The sequence below is a fragment of the Pseudarthrobacter sp. 902506025 genome (assembly GCF_040702325.1).
Taxonomy (GTDB): Bacteria; Actinomycetota; Actinomycetes; order Actinomycetales; family Micrococcaceae; genus Arthrobacter.
Window position 1 is genome coordinate 75,106 of record NZ_JBFBKW010000010.1, and the last position, 13,710, is coordinate 88,815.

Sequence of the window (13,710 nt, forward strand, 5' to 3'; positions counted from 1 at the left end):
TTCCCGCTGCTTTCAAAGGAGAACCAATGATTTTCATTACGGCCAAATTCCCCGTGAAGCCGGAGCACGCCGACGCGTGGCCGGAAATCTCACGGGAGTTCACTGACAAGACCAACGCCGAGGAGGGCTGCCTGTTCTTCGAATGGGCACGTTCCCTGGCCGACCCCAACACCTACGTCCTGATCGAGGCGTTCCGCGACGACGAAGCCGGCGCCGAGCACGTGAAAACGGAGCACTTCAAGAAGGCGACGGCTGAGCTGCCGGCGTACCTGTCCCGGACACCGGACATTGTGAACGTCAAGGTGGACGGCTGGTTCGAGCTTGGGGAGTTTGCCGTCAAGTAACTCTCCCCCGGCTTGCCCCGGCGGCGGCGCACGCTGCCGCCGGGGCTTTTCGCTGCTGGGGACGGACGACGGCGGGTCCGCGCCTAGGCGCGCCCGTCCCCGTTGGCGTCTGCGGACTCGGCGATCCGCTTGATCGCGGCGAGCGTTTTCGGGATGCCGTCGAGGGCTTGCTGGGTGCGCTCGGCGATTTGGGCGTCTGCCTCATCGCCGTATTTATCCCGGAACATCGCGATGCCCTCGGGCAGGAATGCCCATGTCTCTGTTAGCGTCGTCCCGCTATCCGCCGGGGCCAGGATGAAGCCCCAACGGACAAAGCGGCCACCCACCACCCAGGCGAACTCGCGGCCGCGCTCGGCGGCCACCACCTGCGACCGGGTCTCCCAGGTCCGCCGCGGGATCTCGTTGCGGCCGGTGAACCAGGCGCCAGCGTGGCCGGCGCTGGCCTCGTCGTCCCACCAGCACGACGTGCAGACGGGGCTCCATTCGCCGGTGCGGGTGATGTCTGAGACCAGGTCGTAGAGCGTCTCGGCTGAGGCCTGGACAATGACCGATTCCTGGTGTTGGCGGGTGTTTGTCTTCATCGATCCATCCTCTGCTGACGTCATTTCTTCTGCCGCCGGCTGCCGCCGTGCCAGTCCTCCTGCTGACCGACGGTATCGGCATCGACCCCGAAGGCAGCAAGCTGAGGCTGCTCGCGAAGGCTCCGCTTGAGTTCGGCAAAACCGGGGAACCGTGCCAGCCCCACTACGTGGTCCCACAGCTCGGCGACCGAATCCTCGTCCGGGAGACGGCTGATCACCGGACCGAAGAAGGCCACCCCGACGGGCGGCTCGAAGTGGATGATGGGCGTGCCCACGTCCTTGCCCGTCAGCGCCAGTGCCTCATCCGTCTCCTGGCGGATCTCGCGGTCCAAGGACTCGTCGTCGAGAGCGTCCGCCAGTGCCAGGGGCAAGCCTGCATCGGCCAGGATCGGCTCCACGAACTCACGTGTTCCGCGCTGCTCACGGATTTCGCCCTCGGTGCGCTGTTCGGCCGGGTCCGGTGCCGTGTCGAAGATGTGTTTGCCGAACGCTTCATAGAGCCTGGCCATCGACTCGCGGCCATGCTCCGCGCGAGCCCGGGCCGCCACCCGCAGAAGCCGGAGCCCGGCGGTGTGGCCTGCCTCGTACTCCGGCGGAAAGTGAGCGTCGTAGTCCACGTTGGAGTTGATCAGACGTAATGAGATGAACCGCCAGTCCACGGTGTAGTCGCGCTGCGCCTGCACCTGCCGCACCCATTTGCTGGTCATCCAGGCGAAAGGGCAGACGGGGTCGAAATAGAAGTTGATGTCGGCATCCATCCGACCACCCTGACACCAGTTAGTGACCTGCGTCTAATCAACAAGCCCGGCCCAGGCAGGTTGACGCTCACGCCCCGTGGCCGCAGCGTAGGCGTCACGGCGCTTCACCTGGGCGCCCGGTGCTCCCCTGCCTTGGACAGCGTGAAAATTCCGTAGTGCATCGCCCCGGTGCGGTAGGCCAGGATCAGGCGGGGAATGCTCAGAATGGCACCGCGATTGCGTGCGCCCAGGGCGAGTTGGCGGGTTTCGCGGTCAACGAAGAGGGCCTTCAGGAGCCGGCGAGCGCAAATCATCCACGTGCGGGCGACCCGGCGGCTGACATCCTCATAGCCGGTGACCACAAAGCCCGCCGCCTCCGCCATGGCCTCATATTCTTCGAGCGCGCCCATCGAGGGCAGGCGCCCTTCGCGGCAGATCGGCTCGAGCAGGTGGCGGACCTTCCACCCGCTGGCGTCGGTCCCGGCGAGCCACGCGCAGATGACGAAGCGGCCGCCCGGCGCCAGCACGCGGTGCGCCTCGGCGAAGAACCCGGGCTTGTCCACCATGTGCTCGCTCGACTCGATCGCCCAGGCGGCGTCGGCCGAGGCATCGGCCAGCCCGTTGTCGAGCCAGTCGCGGACCTGGACGTCCACGCCCGGCACGGGATGCGCGGCGGCGTAGCGCGCCTGCTCGGCGGACAGCGTGACGCCCGTGACCCGGACCCCGCGCGTCATGGCCAGGCGCCTTGCGGTGGCGCCATAGCCGCAGCCGATGTCGACGCACGCCTGGCCGGGCAGGAGGCCCAGCCTGTCGCCAACAGTGTCCACCAGCGTCTCAACAGCCTCGGCGGGTGTCTCGCGGCCCGTTGCCCACAGCCCGTGATGGACATGCTCGCCCCACACCCGGCGGTACATGGGATCGAGCTCATCGTAGTGATCCGCCACCGCCACGGCGTTCTGCGAAATATCAGGGACGATCACGCCCTGACCCTACAACGGCGCTCCAGGGCGAAGGAAGGGGAAGGACGACGGCGGGACTCGCCTCCCGCCGTCGTCCTTCCCCACCCTGGCAGGTATCAGCCGAGAGGCGTAATGGGGGTTACGGAGAAGGGTGCGGCCAGCATTGACTGCACCACGTTCACGAATTCCTTTACATGGACTTCTTCGTTGTGGGCCTTGAGGTCCTCGTTGCGGGCCCATCCCTCAATGAGGACGAACGTACCTGGCCTTTGATCGTCAGAGAAGACGGTGTATTCCAAGCATCCGGTGTCTTTTCGGCTTAGGGATTGCAGTCCGATGAGTGCTTCATGAAGCGTTGCTTCGTGCCCAGCCTTTGCGATGAACACGGGCATTAACCAGACTTGCGCTTCTTCTTGCTTGACTGTTGTGTGTGGCATTTTTCGTCCTCGGGTGCTCCTGGGCCTGCGGGAGGGGCGGATTGGTCGCCGCCCCTCCCTGTGGGTCATGCGTTGATTTGCGGAACGTCGACCCAGGATTCTTTTGCAGCCGACTCGACGATTGCGTCGTCGATGAGGGCCACCTGGTAGCCGTCTGCGAAGTTAGGGCTTACGCTGCCGCCTTCTGCGATGGCCTTGAAGAAGTCGTAGGCCTCGATGATCTTTGTTTCGCCGTATCCGATGCCGAGGGCAGGGATAGGCCAGAGTGCGTCTCCGTAGGGGTGCGCGGGCCCGGTGTAAACGGTTCGGAATCCCCGGCGGTCACCGGGGTCCGAAGCGAAGCAGACCTGCAGTTCGTCGCGCCGCTCGTAGTTGAACACAATGCTTCCTTCGGTTCCGTGGATTTCGAAGGTGATGAAGTTGTTCCTTCCGTGGGCGTTGCGTGTTGCTTCCACGGAACCCACGGCACCGTTGGCAAAGCGGATCATGGTCATGACTTCGTCGTCCACGTCAACCTGACCCCGGGGGCCTTCTCCGCCCCGTACCGTGCCGAGCGCGTCAGCACCTCCGGTTTGGAGCGGCCGCTCGGGGATCCAGGTGGACATGAGGGCGTTGACGGCGCTGAACTCGCCGACAAGATAGCGGGCCATGTCGATGACGTGCGTCGCGATGTCGCCGAGCGCACCGGAACCTGCGATGGATTTCTGGAAGCGCCAGGACAGCGGCGAGTTGGGGTCGGCGCTCCAGTCCTGCAGGTAGGTGCCACGGAAGTTGAGGATTTGTCCGATTGCCCCTTCCTCGATGTATTTCTTTGCCAGTGCCACGGCAGGGGTCCGCCGGTAGTTGAACGCCACCATGTGGACGAGGTTCTTGTCTTTAACCGCGTCGTACATGGCCTTGGATTCTTCGCCGGTGCGGGCCAGCGGCTTTTCGCAGATGATGTGCTTGCCTGCTTCGGCGGCGGCGATGGCGATTTCGGCGTGGAGATGGTTGGGCGTGGCGATGTCTACAACGTGGATATCTGGATCGTCGATGATGCTGCGCCAGTCCGCGGTGGAGTTCTCGAACCCGAAGCGGCGGGCCGCCTCGGCGGCGAGATCCGGGTTGGCTTCGGCGATGACCTTGCGGACTGGGAGTGCTGGTGCGGGCCAGAAAAACATAGGCATGGCGGCGTAAGCCAGTGAGTGGGCCTTGCCCATGAAGCCGCCTCCGATGAGGCCGACGTTGAGGTTCTGCATATGAATCTTGTTCCTTCCGGAAGGCAGGGCAGTTGCCGTTGGTGGCAGTCCCTGCGGTTGACTAATTAGTTAGAGAGGAGCTTTTCCAGGTACTTCTTGCTGAGGGCTGCGGCTTCGCGGGGGTCACCGTCGTAGTTGTCGAGTTCGACCATGAGCCAGCTGTCATATCCGCTTTCCCGGATCGCGGCGATGATGTCCGGGAAGTCGAGCTCGCCCTGTCCCAGGGGCAGGAAATTGAAGGGGTCCTTCTGGAAGTCCTTCAGGTGGACGTGCTGGATCCTGCCGGCGTACTTCCGGATGACCGCGGCCGGGTCGGCACCGCCGGCCGCGAGGTGGGCGGTGTCCGGGCAAAAACCGATCCGGGTGAGAGGCATGAGCCTGTCCAGTTCCGCCGGGCTTTCGACGATGGTGCTCAGGTGCGGATGGTAGCTTGCCGACAACCCGAAGCCTTCCGCGATGTCCGTGACGCTGTCCAGCGCCTCACCGAGCCGTTGGTAGTCCTGGTCAGTGGTTCCGGCGGCGCGCCGTGCCCCGCCACCCACCACGAGCCGTTCCGCTCCGAAGCTTGCGGCCAGTTCGGCGGCGCGGTGAATGCGGTGCATTTCGTCCGGGAGTATGTCGGCGTAGATGAAGTTCGCGCCGGTGTAGACGCTTGTGAGTTCGACTCCGGCGGTAGCCAGGATTTCCTTGAGTTCTTCGGGCTTGTCTGCATAGTCCGCGAGGTTGCCGTCAAACATTTCAACACCCTGGTAGCCGACGGATGCGATGTCCTGGACTGCTTGCCGCATAGACCCGTGGGTCAGATAGAAGAGGTCCTTCACGCTGGTCACACCTTGCGGGTGGCCGACGACGCCGCCCCAGGTGATGGAACAGTAACCGAGTTTCATTGCTTCTGCCTTTCAACTGTGGAGGAAGACTTGAGTAATTCGAGTGGGGCCTCAGTGCCGGGAACATCAACCCATGACCGTTGTGCAGCGGAGGTGACCACTGCATCGGTAATGAGGGCTGCCCGTAGTCCGTCCCGGAACGTGGGCAGGCCTTCAGGTGTGTGCCCCTGGATAGCTGCGTATACGTCGGCGACGAATGAGTTGAAGCTGTCCTGGTATCCCTGGGGGTGCCCCGGTGGGAGTTTGGCGTACCGCCGGCCGCCCGGGGTTGTCAGCGTTTGCGGGCCGACCGGGACTTCGGAACTTGAGTCAATGCGGCCGACGTGCAGGGTGTCCGGCCGCTCCTGGTTAAAGCTGAATGACGCTTCGGTTCCGTCAAAGGAGAACCAGAGGCGGTTTTTCCTGCCGGGACTGACTTGGCTGACCACCAGGGATCCGGTGGCGCCCTTGTCCGTCTCGAACAGGAGCGTGGCGCCGTCCTCGGTAGCTACGGAGGACAGCTGGCCGCCGGTTTCCCGTTCGTCGTATGCCCGGCTGGTCTTCGCCACAAGCCTGGTGATTCTGTGCCCGGTGGTGAACTCCATCAGGTCGCACCAGTGCACGCCGATGTCACCGAACGCTCTGGAGGCTCCCCCGAGCTTTGAATCGACCCGCCAGTTCGTGGCTTCCGCGCCAACCAGCCAATCCTGCAGGTAGGAACCGTGCAGCATCCAGAGGCGGCCGGCGTCGCCGCGGAGGATACGGTCCCGGGCTTCGCGGACGGCCGGATAGAACCGGTAGACGAAGGGCACTCCGGTAACGACTCCCGCTTGGTCCGCGAGGGCTGTCAATTCCCGGGCATCCTCAACGCTCGTCGCCAGTGGCTTTTCGCAGATGACTGCTTTTCCTGCCGCAATGGCTTTGCGGGCGAGGTCGGCGTGGGTGGCATTCGGGGTGCAGATGTGGATGACATCCACGTCGGCCCGTGCGATCAGTGCTTCAGGGGACTCGGCTGCGGTGCGGGCGCCGAGCGCGGGGGCTGCGGCTTCGGCAGACGCCTTGCTGCTGCCGGCGACTGCGATGACTTCAGCGCCTGCCGCGCGTACCGCATGGGCGTGGACAGAACCCATGAATCCTGTTCCGATAATTCCGGCGCGTAGTTGGAAGGTCACGGGTGCTACTTCTTTCGGGCGAGGGCGACGGCCAGGATGATGATCGCGCCGCGGACCACCTGCTGCTGGCTGCTGTCGAGCCCTGCGAGGATCAGCCCGTTGTTGATCAGGCCGATCAACAGGGCGCCGAAGAGGGTGCCGATGATGGAGCCGAACCCGCCGAAGAGGCTGGTTCCACCCAGGATGACGGCGGCGATGGCGGAGAGTTCGTCTCCCGATCCCCACTGGAACCGTCCGGACTGCAGCCGGCCGGCGTAGAGCATGCCGGCGACGCTTGCCACCATGCCCGAGATGAGGAGCACCTGGAACTTAATGCGCTTGGTATTGATGCCGGTGAACTCAGCGGCGTTGCGGTTGCCACCTGTGGCCAGGACCTGGCGGCCAAACCTGGTGCGGTTCAGCACGACGGCGCCGATGGCCACGAAGATGGCGCTCCAGACCACCAGGCCCGGAACAGGACCGAAGTTGCCGGATCCAAACAGCGTGTTGAACGTGTCGTTCAGGATGGGCTGGGGCGCGGACGCCGTGATCCACTGGGCAACGCCGACGGCGATTCCCAGCATGCCTAGTGTCACCAGGAAGGATGGGATGCCAAGGAGGCTGACCAGGGCACCGTTGACCGATCCGACGACGAGCCCGACGGCGAGGCCGGCGAGGATGCCGGGGACCAGGCCCCACTGGGAGAGCGCCATCGCGGTGCACACGCTGGAGAGGCCGGCCACGGATCCAACGCTGAGGTCAATCTCTGCGCAGGCGATCACGTAGGTCATTCCGACGGCGATGACGGTGATGGTGGCCGTCTGCCGGAAGATGTTCAGCAGGTTGTTGGGCGACAGGAAGCCCTGGTCGCGGAGCAGAACGGCGAAGAAGAGGAAAACCACGACGAAGCCGATGTAGATGACGTAGCGCCGCCAGTCGAGTTCCTTGAGGATGGTGCCGAAATTTCGGGGGGCCGCGGTGTCCCGGGGCGCGATGGTTTTTGCGTTGCTCACTTTCAGACTCCCTGGACTGCAAGTTGGAGATATTCCTCGTCAGCGATCTCGCTGCGGGGGATGTCACGGATGATGGAGCCGTCCTTGAGGACGAGGACGCGGTCACTGACCGCGAGTAGTTCGGGGTACTCGGAGGAGATGACGATGACGGCCTTGCCTGCACTGGCAAGCTCCCGGATCATGTCGAGAATTTCGCTTTTGGTGCCGATGTCGACGCCCGCCGTTGGCTCGTCAAGGATCAGGATGTCCGGATCGGTGCCCAGCCACTTGGCGATGACCACTTTTTGTTGGTTTCCGCCCGAGAGAAGCCGCACCGGGCGGTGGGGGTGGGCCACCTTCACTGCGAACCTCTTGATCAGTGATGCGGACAATTCCTTACCCTTTCCGCCGTCCAGAAAGGGTCCACGCTGGATCTGGCCGAGGAGGGGAAGCAGCAGGTTGTCCTGGACGGAGTGCTCCAAGACGAGGCCTTGGGCCCTGCGGTCCTCCGGGATGAGGGCAACTCCCGCGTTGATGGCCTGTTGCGGCGAGCTAAGGTTGACCTTTTTGCCCCGCAGGAGGACTTCACCGCTGTCCAACTTGTCAATGCCGAAGAGAGCACGGGCGAGCTCGGTTCGTCCGCTGCCCATCAGCCCTGCCAGGCCGAGGATTTCGCCAGGCCGGACCGTGAACGAAACATCCCTCACCCGCTGCCCCGCGTTAAGCCCCCGGACTTCCAGAAGCGGCGCCCCGTCGTAGGCCACATGATCACGGGCACGGTAGGACAGTTGGCCCTCGATCTTCTTGCCGACGATGCCTTCCACGATCTGTTCGGGAGTGACATCCGTCAGTGGCGCGGTGAGGAGATGGTGGCCGTCGCGGAGGATGGTGATCCGGTCCGCGAGCCTGTACACCTCGTCCATGCGGTGGGAAATGTAGATGATGGAGATGCCGCGCTGTTTGAGGCGGTCAATCAGTTCGAAGAGCGCTTCGGACTCATGCCGGGCAAGGCTGGCCGTGGGCTCATCCATGATGAGCACCTGGGCATTCTGCGCGAGTGCCTTGGCGATCTCGGTCAGCTGCCAGTATGCAGTGCCGAGCCGTGCGACTCCGGCGCGCGGGTCGACGTCGACCTCCATCTCACTGAAGACTTCCCTGGCCCGGCGCACCGAGGCACGGTCGTCGATGAGCCCGCCGGTGCCGAGTGGTTCGGCGGCGAGGAAAATGTTCTGCGCAACGGTCAGGCTCGGTACCAGGCTGAACTCCTGGAAGACCATGCCGATCCCGGCGGCCTTCGCGTCCTGGATCGAGTTGATGGCGGTGGGCTTTCCTCCGATAAGGATCTCGCCGGCGTCCGTTTGGTAGACGCCCTGGAGGATCTTCATGAGCGTGGACTTCCCTGCGCCGTTTCCTCCTGCGAGCGCATGGACTTCACCCTTACGGACGTCGAAATTGACATCCTTCAATACGGGAACGCCGTTGAAGCTCTTGGAAATCGAGCGCATCTCGACGACATTGTCTGCGGTATTCATCGTTGCCCTTTCGGCGCGGTGCGGGGGGAAACCCCCCGCGCCGCCGGTTTTTGGCTACTTCTTGTAGGAGTCCTGGATGTCCTTCGGGGCGTCCTCGTGGTAGACCTGCTTCCAGGCATCCAGGACGTTGGAGTGGTCAACCGGAAGCGCACTCAGAGCCACATAAGCGGGCGCTTTCTTGCCGATGAGCGCCCCCGCGGCCAGCCGCGCTTCCGTGACACCCTGGTCAAACGGAACCTGTGCTCCAAGGCCTACGACGAGTTCGTCTTTGGCCAGGGCAATCGCGACATTCTTGCCGAGGTCCTCCGTGGCGATCTTCAGGTCCGGCCGGCCCGCGGCCCGCGCTGCGGCCATGACACCTTCTGCAGGAACATCCCAGACCGCCCAGATTCCGGACAGGTCGGCGTACTTGCTGAGCATTGCGTTCGCAGCAGCCTGGGCATCACCAGCGAAGTCCGGCCCGGCAATCCCCTTTTCCTCGACGATCTTGATATCCGGGTATTCCTTCGTAATCGTTTCCTTGAATCCCTGGTAGCGCTGCTTGGTCACGAAGAAATCGGCCTGGTGGAAGACCACCCCGATCTTCCCCTTGCCGCCGAGGGCTTTGGCCATTTGGTGGGCCGAGACCACTCCGTTGCCGTAGTTGTCAGCGGAAACAACAGAGACATAGTCTTGGCCGGCCGTCAGGCCCTGGGGGATGTTGTCCATGAAGACGAGCTTGGTGCCGGCGGCCGCGGCTTTCTTGTAGGCGGAGGCCGTAGCCACGGGATCCGTGGGGATGGAGACAATAATGTTCGGGTTCTGCGACATGACCGTCTCGATGTCCGAGACCTGCTTGTCCGGCTTGAAGTTCGCATCAGTGGTGGCAATGACCTTGACACCGAGCTTTTCGAACTCGGATTTTAGTCCGTTGATCTGGGCGGTGGCCCAGTCGTTGCCGCCGTAGTGCATCACGATGGCTGCCTTGGCGTTGAGTGCCTTGACCTTTTGAATCTCGTCAGGAGTGAGGTCTGCCGCGGACGCCGGGGAGGGCGTCTCGCCGTTGGGCCCCTTGCTCAGGACCTGTCCCTTGATCTGGTCAAGGGCCTGCTGGGCCTTGCTGGACACACCGGCGTCGGGCGCATTGGACGTGCCCGTGGTCGAACTGCTGCAGGACGCGACGGAAAGGGACAGGACTGCGGCAAGGGCCACAAAGGGAAGCCTGCGGATCATCATTGTTCTCCAGTGCTTGGGGTGGGTGGGGGTGAGGGTGGGGGTGGATGCCTGGGATTCAGGCGAGGGCAATGGCCAGGGCCGCCGGGACCGGGGACAGGACGAGGCCGCCGGAGGCCGATGCTGTGCGGATGGCGGTGGCTTTGTCTGAAGCTCTCAGGAGCGCCTCTGCATGTACTTTGTCGACGAAGAAGCCCAAGGAGCACGGACCGTGGTGGGCTTGAACCCACTTCACTGCCTCGTTGGCCGCCTTCGCCATGTCGCCGCCCGCTTCCGCGGCCGAGCGTTGAATGGTGGACACTGATGCGGGTTTGCCTAAGCTGTCGACGGAGACCACCAGGCTTGCCCAGAGACGGTTTTCATCAAAGATTCCGATGACCGCCGAGGAGCCGGCAGGGACAAAGGTGCGGACTGCGAGTGCCAGATCGCCGGCCGGGGTGTCCCTCAGGAGTGCTTCGAGACTTGCCCACTGGTTCTGGTCGATGTCCCGAAGCCCGGAGTTCGGCTTGAGCGCGAGTTCGTCCACGATACGGCTGGTCATCCCGCGCCTTTCTTCATCGAAAATCTTATCCGTAAACGATTACGAGAGAACCGTAAACGTTTACGGACATCATCGTAAACGTTTACGGAGAGGAGTGTCAAGCATCACATTGAGAGCTGTTTTGCGGACGGAGAAATCCCGGCAGACGTAAGATCAAAACGCACGGAACCAAACGGGATCAAGGGGGTTCCGTTTGCGCTGTGCAAGACAGGAGAAAGCGTGGCCGGAATAACTGTTCCGCATAAGGCGACCGAGGAACTGCCCGGTGCCTCACGGCGCCGGAAACCCACCATCAACGATGTTGCGGGCATCGCCGGTGTCTCCTTCGGTACGGTCTCGCGGGTACTCAATGACGCACCGGACGTGAGTGCGGCAACGCGGCAGCGGGTTCTTCAGGTGATCAAGGACATCGGGTACCGCAGGAACCGGGCAGCCACGGCGCTGGTCACCAGCCGGTCCACTTCCATCGGCATACTGTCGGACGGCTCCCCGCGGTTCGGCCCGGTGGGGACGCTCATGGCCCTCGAGAACATTGCGCGCAAGAAGGGGTACGCCACTACCGTCATTAGCGTCGAACAGCCCTACGGGGAGTCGGTCCAGGCCGCCCTCGACACCCTGGACGATACCGGCGTTGGCGGAATCATCGTCATTGCCCCGGTGGTGAACATGGCAGCCGCCGTATGGAACGCTTCCTGCCGCATCCCCGTGGAGATGATTGCGGCGGGAGCATCATCGACCCCAAACGTCTTCACCTATTCGGAGAACCAGGAACTGGGCGCACGGCTGGCCACCCAGCACCTGATAGACCTGGGCCACACCGACATCGCCCACTTCGCCGGCTCCATGGACTGGTTCGACGGCCGGGTACGCAAACGCGGGTGGGAGGCCGCACTGCGCGACGCCGGGCTGACACCGGGGCTGTGCCTCGAAGGCGATTGGAGCCCTCGGTGGGCCTACGAAACCGCACTCCAGCTGGTACGGGAACACAAGGTTCCCCAGGCTATCTTTGCCGCCAGCGACCACACCGCTCTCGGGCTGATACGCGCCTTCGCTGAACATGGGATCCGGGTGCCGGAGGATGTGAGCGTTGTCGGTTTCGACGATATTGAAGGCTCAGACTACTTCCTGCCTCCCCTGACCACTGTGCGCCAGGACTTCACCGCTTTGGCGCTCATGAGCATGGAAGTGCTTCTTGGTGCCATGGAAGGGCGGGACGTGGACCGCACGCCAATCGCGCCCACCCTTGTCGTCCGCGACAGCACCCGCCGGGTGACCTCGCCCAAGTAGATCCGTCCGGCGGCAACAGGCTTTCCAACACAGAGGAGCTGGGCGTGGGTCATGACCGGATTGTTGCCCACGCCCCCCACGCTGCGCCGCGCCAGCCGCTGCTAGGACCGGTCAAGGGCTTCGCTTGGCGTACTCAGCGGTTCTGATATGGCTCGCCGCCGCGGTGCTGACGGCTCTCACGGCAAAGGCAGCACCGGTTTCCCGCTCAGGGCCATCTGTCGCGGAGAGGTGTTGCGTGGGATGTCCGACCGCGTCGTCTCTGCAGCTGCGCTCCCCCTCGTGGTCGTAATCGTGCTCGGCACCGTCGCAGCCTTCGTCAGCAGGCGAGATAGGCGACGCCGCGACCCGGTACGCCGGTTCTCCCACCAGCCAGGCCGGATGGAAAGACGACGGCGTGAGTACCTGCCGTCGTCGTCCTCCGACGGTGTGGGCGAGTGCCAGCCGCTGCCTTGAAGCAGACGTACCAATGTCTTTGTGAACGGATGCGGGTTGATGTGTCCATCGCGGAACGCGCCAGGGTATGGAAGCATTCGTGGGGGCCGCTGCACGGGCCAGTACACAACCTTGGGGAACCATGCCGTGTCGCAAGGAACTGCAGTGGCATCTGCTGCCGGCTGTAGTTGCCCTGTCCACATTGATGATGACCGCCTGCGCCGAACCGGAGGCCCCAAGCCTGAATACAAGCACCCCCCGTCACGCAAGTCCCGCGCCGCCGCGGAAAGTCTCGTGAGATATGGAGGAGGACTGCGTGCGGAGCTGATCACCGTCTTAGAGCAGAAGCTGCCGGGCATCAGCTGGAGCGCGAAGGAGCAGGCGTACCTCACAAAGCTGAAGGACGGCACGTGCATCCTCGGTACCGAGACGATGCTCAGCAGCTTCTGAAGTGGTGGAGCCATCACACCGGTTTGCAGACATCTTCTCGGTGTCCGTCCGACCACGTACATGTCCGTGTCGGAGGATGTGAAGTACCGCGCCAAGCACGCGCAGGTGTACGTGGACGGAAAACAGGTCGCTGTCTTGCTGGCATAAGGGGCGAATAGTGGCCCCGGGACTTGGCTGGCGGAGTCGGAGATGTTGCAAGCGGCGATGGCGTCAATGCGCCAAGCATTATCTTAGGTTTCGAGGCATCCCGTTTTGCTTCCCCTCGGTACTCGGGAATAGAAGAACGCGAGTAAAGCGGGCGCGAAAGTCGGCTAGGATTATCTCATTATGGAAATTACTGAATCATTACTTCCGGCGGCTGTGATTGCCGCTCTTATAACCTGCGTGGTAAATCTCTTTGTTGCGCGGAGTACTCAAAAGGCTCAACGTCAGCAATGGCTAACTGAGCGTAAACAAGAGGCTTACGTAAAGTTTCTGGATGCGCGGCAAGAAATGCTTAATCACGTTAGACGAGCAACAAATGTTCAGGATCTGGTAGAAGGCAGGAAGCCATTGCTAGGTCCTTTGCGTACTACGGCAATCACACTGATAGCACCCGCACACATCAGTGTCCCGGCTGAGAAGCTTTATTGGCGAACGAAGGATCTGATAAATCCCGACAACCCGGTGCTGTGGAGCCCCACGATGGCGGCTGAGGTTGCATCGATACGTGAAGATACAGACAAACTCGAAGAGCTGATGAAGTCGGATTTGGCAGTTGACAAGAAAGCCCGTTTCAAGAAATAGCAAAATGGCGTTGGCCTGTAAGGCCCCCGAGCTGAAAACCAGGTCAGCTAGGGGGCTTTAGGGTTTTAATAGTGACTCGTGCAGTGCCGCTCGCCGAGGTTCCGAAATACCGGTTCTTCACATATAAGCATGGATGAGGCTGGCTGAGACCAAGCAGCACGGCGC

The 13,710-nt window shown here is 62.9% G+C and carries 16 protein-coding genes; 5 read left to right on the plus strand and 11 right to left on the minus strand.

Going from position 1 to position 13,710, the window contains the following annotated elements:
* The first annotated feature begins 26 nt into the window (after nucleotides 1-26).
* On the plus strand, nucleotides 27-344 hold the full coding sequence (locus AB0280_RS16965; protein ID WP_307488664.1) for a putative quinol monooxygenase: 318 nt from the start codon (nucleotides 27-29) through the stop codon (nucleotides 342-344).
* 83 nt (nucleotides 345-427) lie between these two features.
* Here the strand turns inward: AB0280_RS16965 and AB0280_RS16970 are convergent, their stop codons facing one another.
* The 11 genes from AB0280_RS16970 to AB0280_RS17020 form a co-directional block, all read right to left on the minus strand.
* A complete protein-coding gene (locus AB0280_RS16970) occupies nucleotides 428-925 on the minus strand; it encodes an SRPBCC family protein (protein ID WP_307488665.1) in 498 nt (165 codons plus the stop codon).
* Nucleotides 926-945: 20 nt separating this feature from the next.
* Nucleotides 946-1,683: a hypothetical protein gene (locus AB0280_RS16975; RefSeq protein ID WP_307488666.1), complete on the minus strand. Its 738-nt coding sequence runs from the start codon at nucleotides 1,681-1,683 to the stop codon at nucleotides 946-948.
* A 104-nt stretch (nucleotides 1,684-1,787) separates the two neighbouring features.
* Nucleotides 1,788-2,642: an SAM-dependent methyltransferase gene (locus AB0280_RS16980; RefSeq protein WP_307488667.1), complete on the minus strand. Its 855-nt coding sequence runs from the start codon at nucleotides 2,640-2,642 to the stop codon at nucleotides 1,788-1,790.
* A 95-nt stretch (nucleotides 2,643-2,737) separates the two neighbouring features.
* Complete coding sequence (locus AB0280_RS16985) at nucleotides 2,738-3,127, minus strand: putative quinol monooxygenase (RefSeq protein WP_307488668.1); 390 nt, start codon at nucleotides 3,125-3,127, stop codon at nucleotides 2,738-2,740.
* Complete coding sequence (locus AB0280_RS16990) at nucleotides 3,124-4,296, minus strand: Gfo/Idh/MocA family protein (RefSeq protein WP_224025319.1); 1,173 nt, start codon at nucleotides 4,294-4,296, stop codon at nucleotides 3,124-3,126. Before AB0280_RS16990 ends, AB0280_RS16985 begins: the two co-directional genes overlap by 4 nt.
* A gap of 65 nt (nucleotides 4,297-4,361) precedes the next feature.
* On the minus strand, nucleotides 4,362-5,183 hold the full coding sequence (locus tag AB0280_RS16995; protein WP_224025318.1) for a sugar phosphate isomerase/epimerase family protein: 822 nt from the start codon (nucleotides 5,181-5,183) through the stop codon (nucleotides 4,362-4,364).
* Complete coding sequence (locus AB0280_RS17000; protein ID WP_224025317.1) at nucleotides 5,180-6,334, minus strand: Gfo/Idh/MocA family protein; 1,155 nt, start codon at nucleotides 6,332-6,334, stop codon at nucleotides 5,180-5,182. Before AB0280_RS17000 ends, AB0280_RS16995 begins: the two co-directional genes overlap by 4 nt.
* A 5-nt stretch (nucleotides 6,335-6,339) precedes the next feature.
* Entirely contained in the window at nucleotides 6,340-7,326 is a 987-nt protein-coding gene (locus AB0280_RS17005) for an ABC transporter permease (protein WP_224025316.1), read from the minus strand.
* A 2-nt stretch (nucleotides 7,327-7,328) separates the two neighbouring features.
* Nucleotides 7,329-8,837: a sugar ABC transporter ATP-binding protein gene (locus AB0280_RS17010; RefSeq protein ID WP_366367962.1), complete on the minus strand. Its 1,509-nt coding sequence runs from the start codon at nucleotides 8,835-8,837 to the stop codon at nucleotides 7,329-7,331.
* 54 nt (nucleotides 8,838-8,891) lie between these two features.
* Nucleotides 8,892-10,052, minus strand: coding sequence for a substrate-binding domain-containing protein (locus AB0280_RS17015; RefSeq protein WP_366367964.1), 1,161 nt, complete (start codon nucleotides 10,050-10,052; stop codon nucleotides 8,892-8,894).
* Between the two features lie 55 nt (nucleotides 10,053-10,107).
* Nucleotides 10,108-10,590 (minus strand): hypothetical protein, encoded by a 483-nt coding sequence (locus AB0280_RS17020; RefSeq protein WP_366367966.1) that lies wholly within the window; start codon nucleotides 10,588-10,590, stop codon nucleotides 10,108-10,110.
* Between the two features lie 219 nt (nucleotides 10,591-10,809).
* Here AB0280_RS17020 and AB0280_RS17025 point away from each other — a divergent pair, with 219 nt between their 5' ends.
* The 4 genes from AB0280_RS17025 to AB0280_RS17040 all read left to right on the plus strand — a co-directional run bounded on the left by AB0280_RS17025 (nucleotide 10,810) and on the right by AB0280_RS17040 (nucleotide 13,545).
* Complete coding sequence (locus AB0280_RS17025; RefSeq protein ID WP_366367968.1) at nucleotides 10,810-11,877, plus strand: LacI family DNA-binding transcriptional regulator; 1,068 nt, start codon at nucleotides 10,810-10,812, stop codon at nucleotides 11,875-11,877.
* 240 nt (nucleotides 11,878-12,117) lie between these two features.
* On the plus strand, nucleotides 12,118-12,330 hold the full coding sequence (locus AB0280_RS17030; protein ID WP_366367970.1) for a hypothetical protein: 213 nt from the start codon (nucleotides 12,118-12,120) through the stop codon (nucleotides 12,328-12,330).
* A 144-nt stretch (nucleotides 12,331-12,474) separates the two neighbouring features.
* Nucleotides 12,475-12,759, plus strand: coding sequence for a hypothetical protein (locus AB0280_RS17035; RefSeq protein ID WP_366367972.1), 285 nt, complete (start codon nucleotides 12,475-12,477; stop codon nucleotides 12,757-12,759).
* 327 nt (nucleotides 12,760-13,086) lie between these two features.
* A complete protein-coding gene (locus AB0280_RS17040) occupies nucleotides 13,087-13,545 on the plus strand; it encodes a hypothetical protein (protein WP_366367974.1) in 459 nt (152 codons plus the stop codon).
* Nucleotides 13,546-13,710: the final 165 nt, after the last annotated feature.

Bases quoted from the DNA above. Each gene is read 5' to 3' on its own strand.
- AB0280_RS16995 (WP_224025318.1), bottom strand. From the start codon at position 5,183: ATGAAACTCGGTTACTGTTCCATCACCTGGGGCGGCGTCGTCGGCCAC.
- AB0280_RS16970 (WP_307488665.1), bottom strand. From the start codon at position 925: ATGAAGACAAACACCCGCCAACACCAGGAATCGGTCATTGTCCAGGCC.
- AB0280_RS16990 (WP_224025319.1), bottom strand. From the start codon at position 4,296: ATGCAGAACCTCAACGTCGGCCTCATCGGAGGCGGCTTCATGGGCAAG.
- AB0280_RS17020 (WP_366367966.1), bottom strand. From the start codon at position 10,590: ATGACCAGCCGTATCGTGGACGAACTCGCGCTCAAGCCGAACTCCGGG.
- AB0280_RS16985 (WP_307488668.1), bottom strand. From the start codon at position 3,127: ATGACCCACAGGGAGGGGCGGCGACCAATCCGCCCCTCCCGCAGGCCC.
- AB0280_RS17030 (WP_366367970.1), top strand. From the start codon at position 12,118: ATGTCCGACCGCGTCGTCTCTGCAGCTGCGCTCCCCCTCGTGGTCGTA.
- AB0280_RS17010 (WP_366367962.1), bottom strand. From the start codon at position 8,837: ATGAATACCGCAGACAATGTCGTCGAGATGCGCTCGATTTCCAAGAGC.
- AB0280_RS16965 (WP_307488664.1), top strand. From the start codon at position 27: ATGATTTTCATTACGGCCAAATTCCCCGTGAAGCCGGAGCACGCCGAC.
- AB0280_RS16975 (WP_307488666.1), bottom strand. From the start codon at position 1,683: ATGGATGCCGACATCAACTTCTATTTCGACCCCGTCTGCCCTTTCGCC.
- AB0280_RS17040 (WP_366367974.1), top strand. From the start codon at position 13,087: ATGGAAATTACTGAATCATTACTTCCGGCGGCTGTGATTGCCGCTCTT.
- AB0280_RS17015 (WP_366367964.1), bottom strand. From the start codon at position 10,052: ATGATGATCCGCAGGCTTCCCTTTGTGGCCCTTGCCGCAGTCCTGTCC.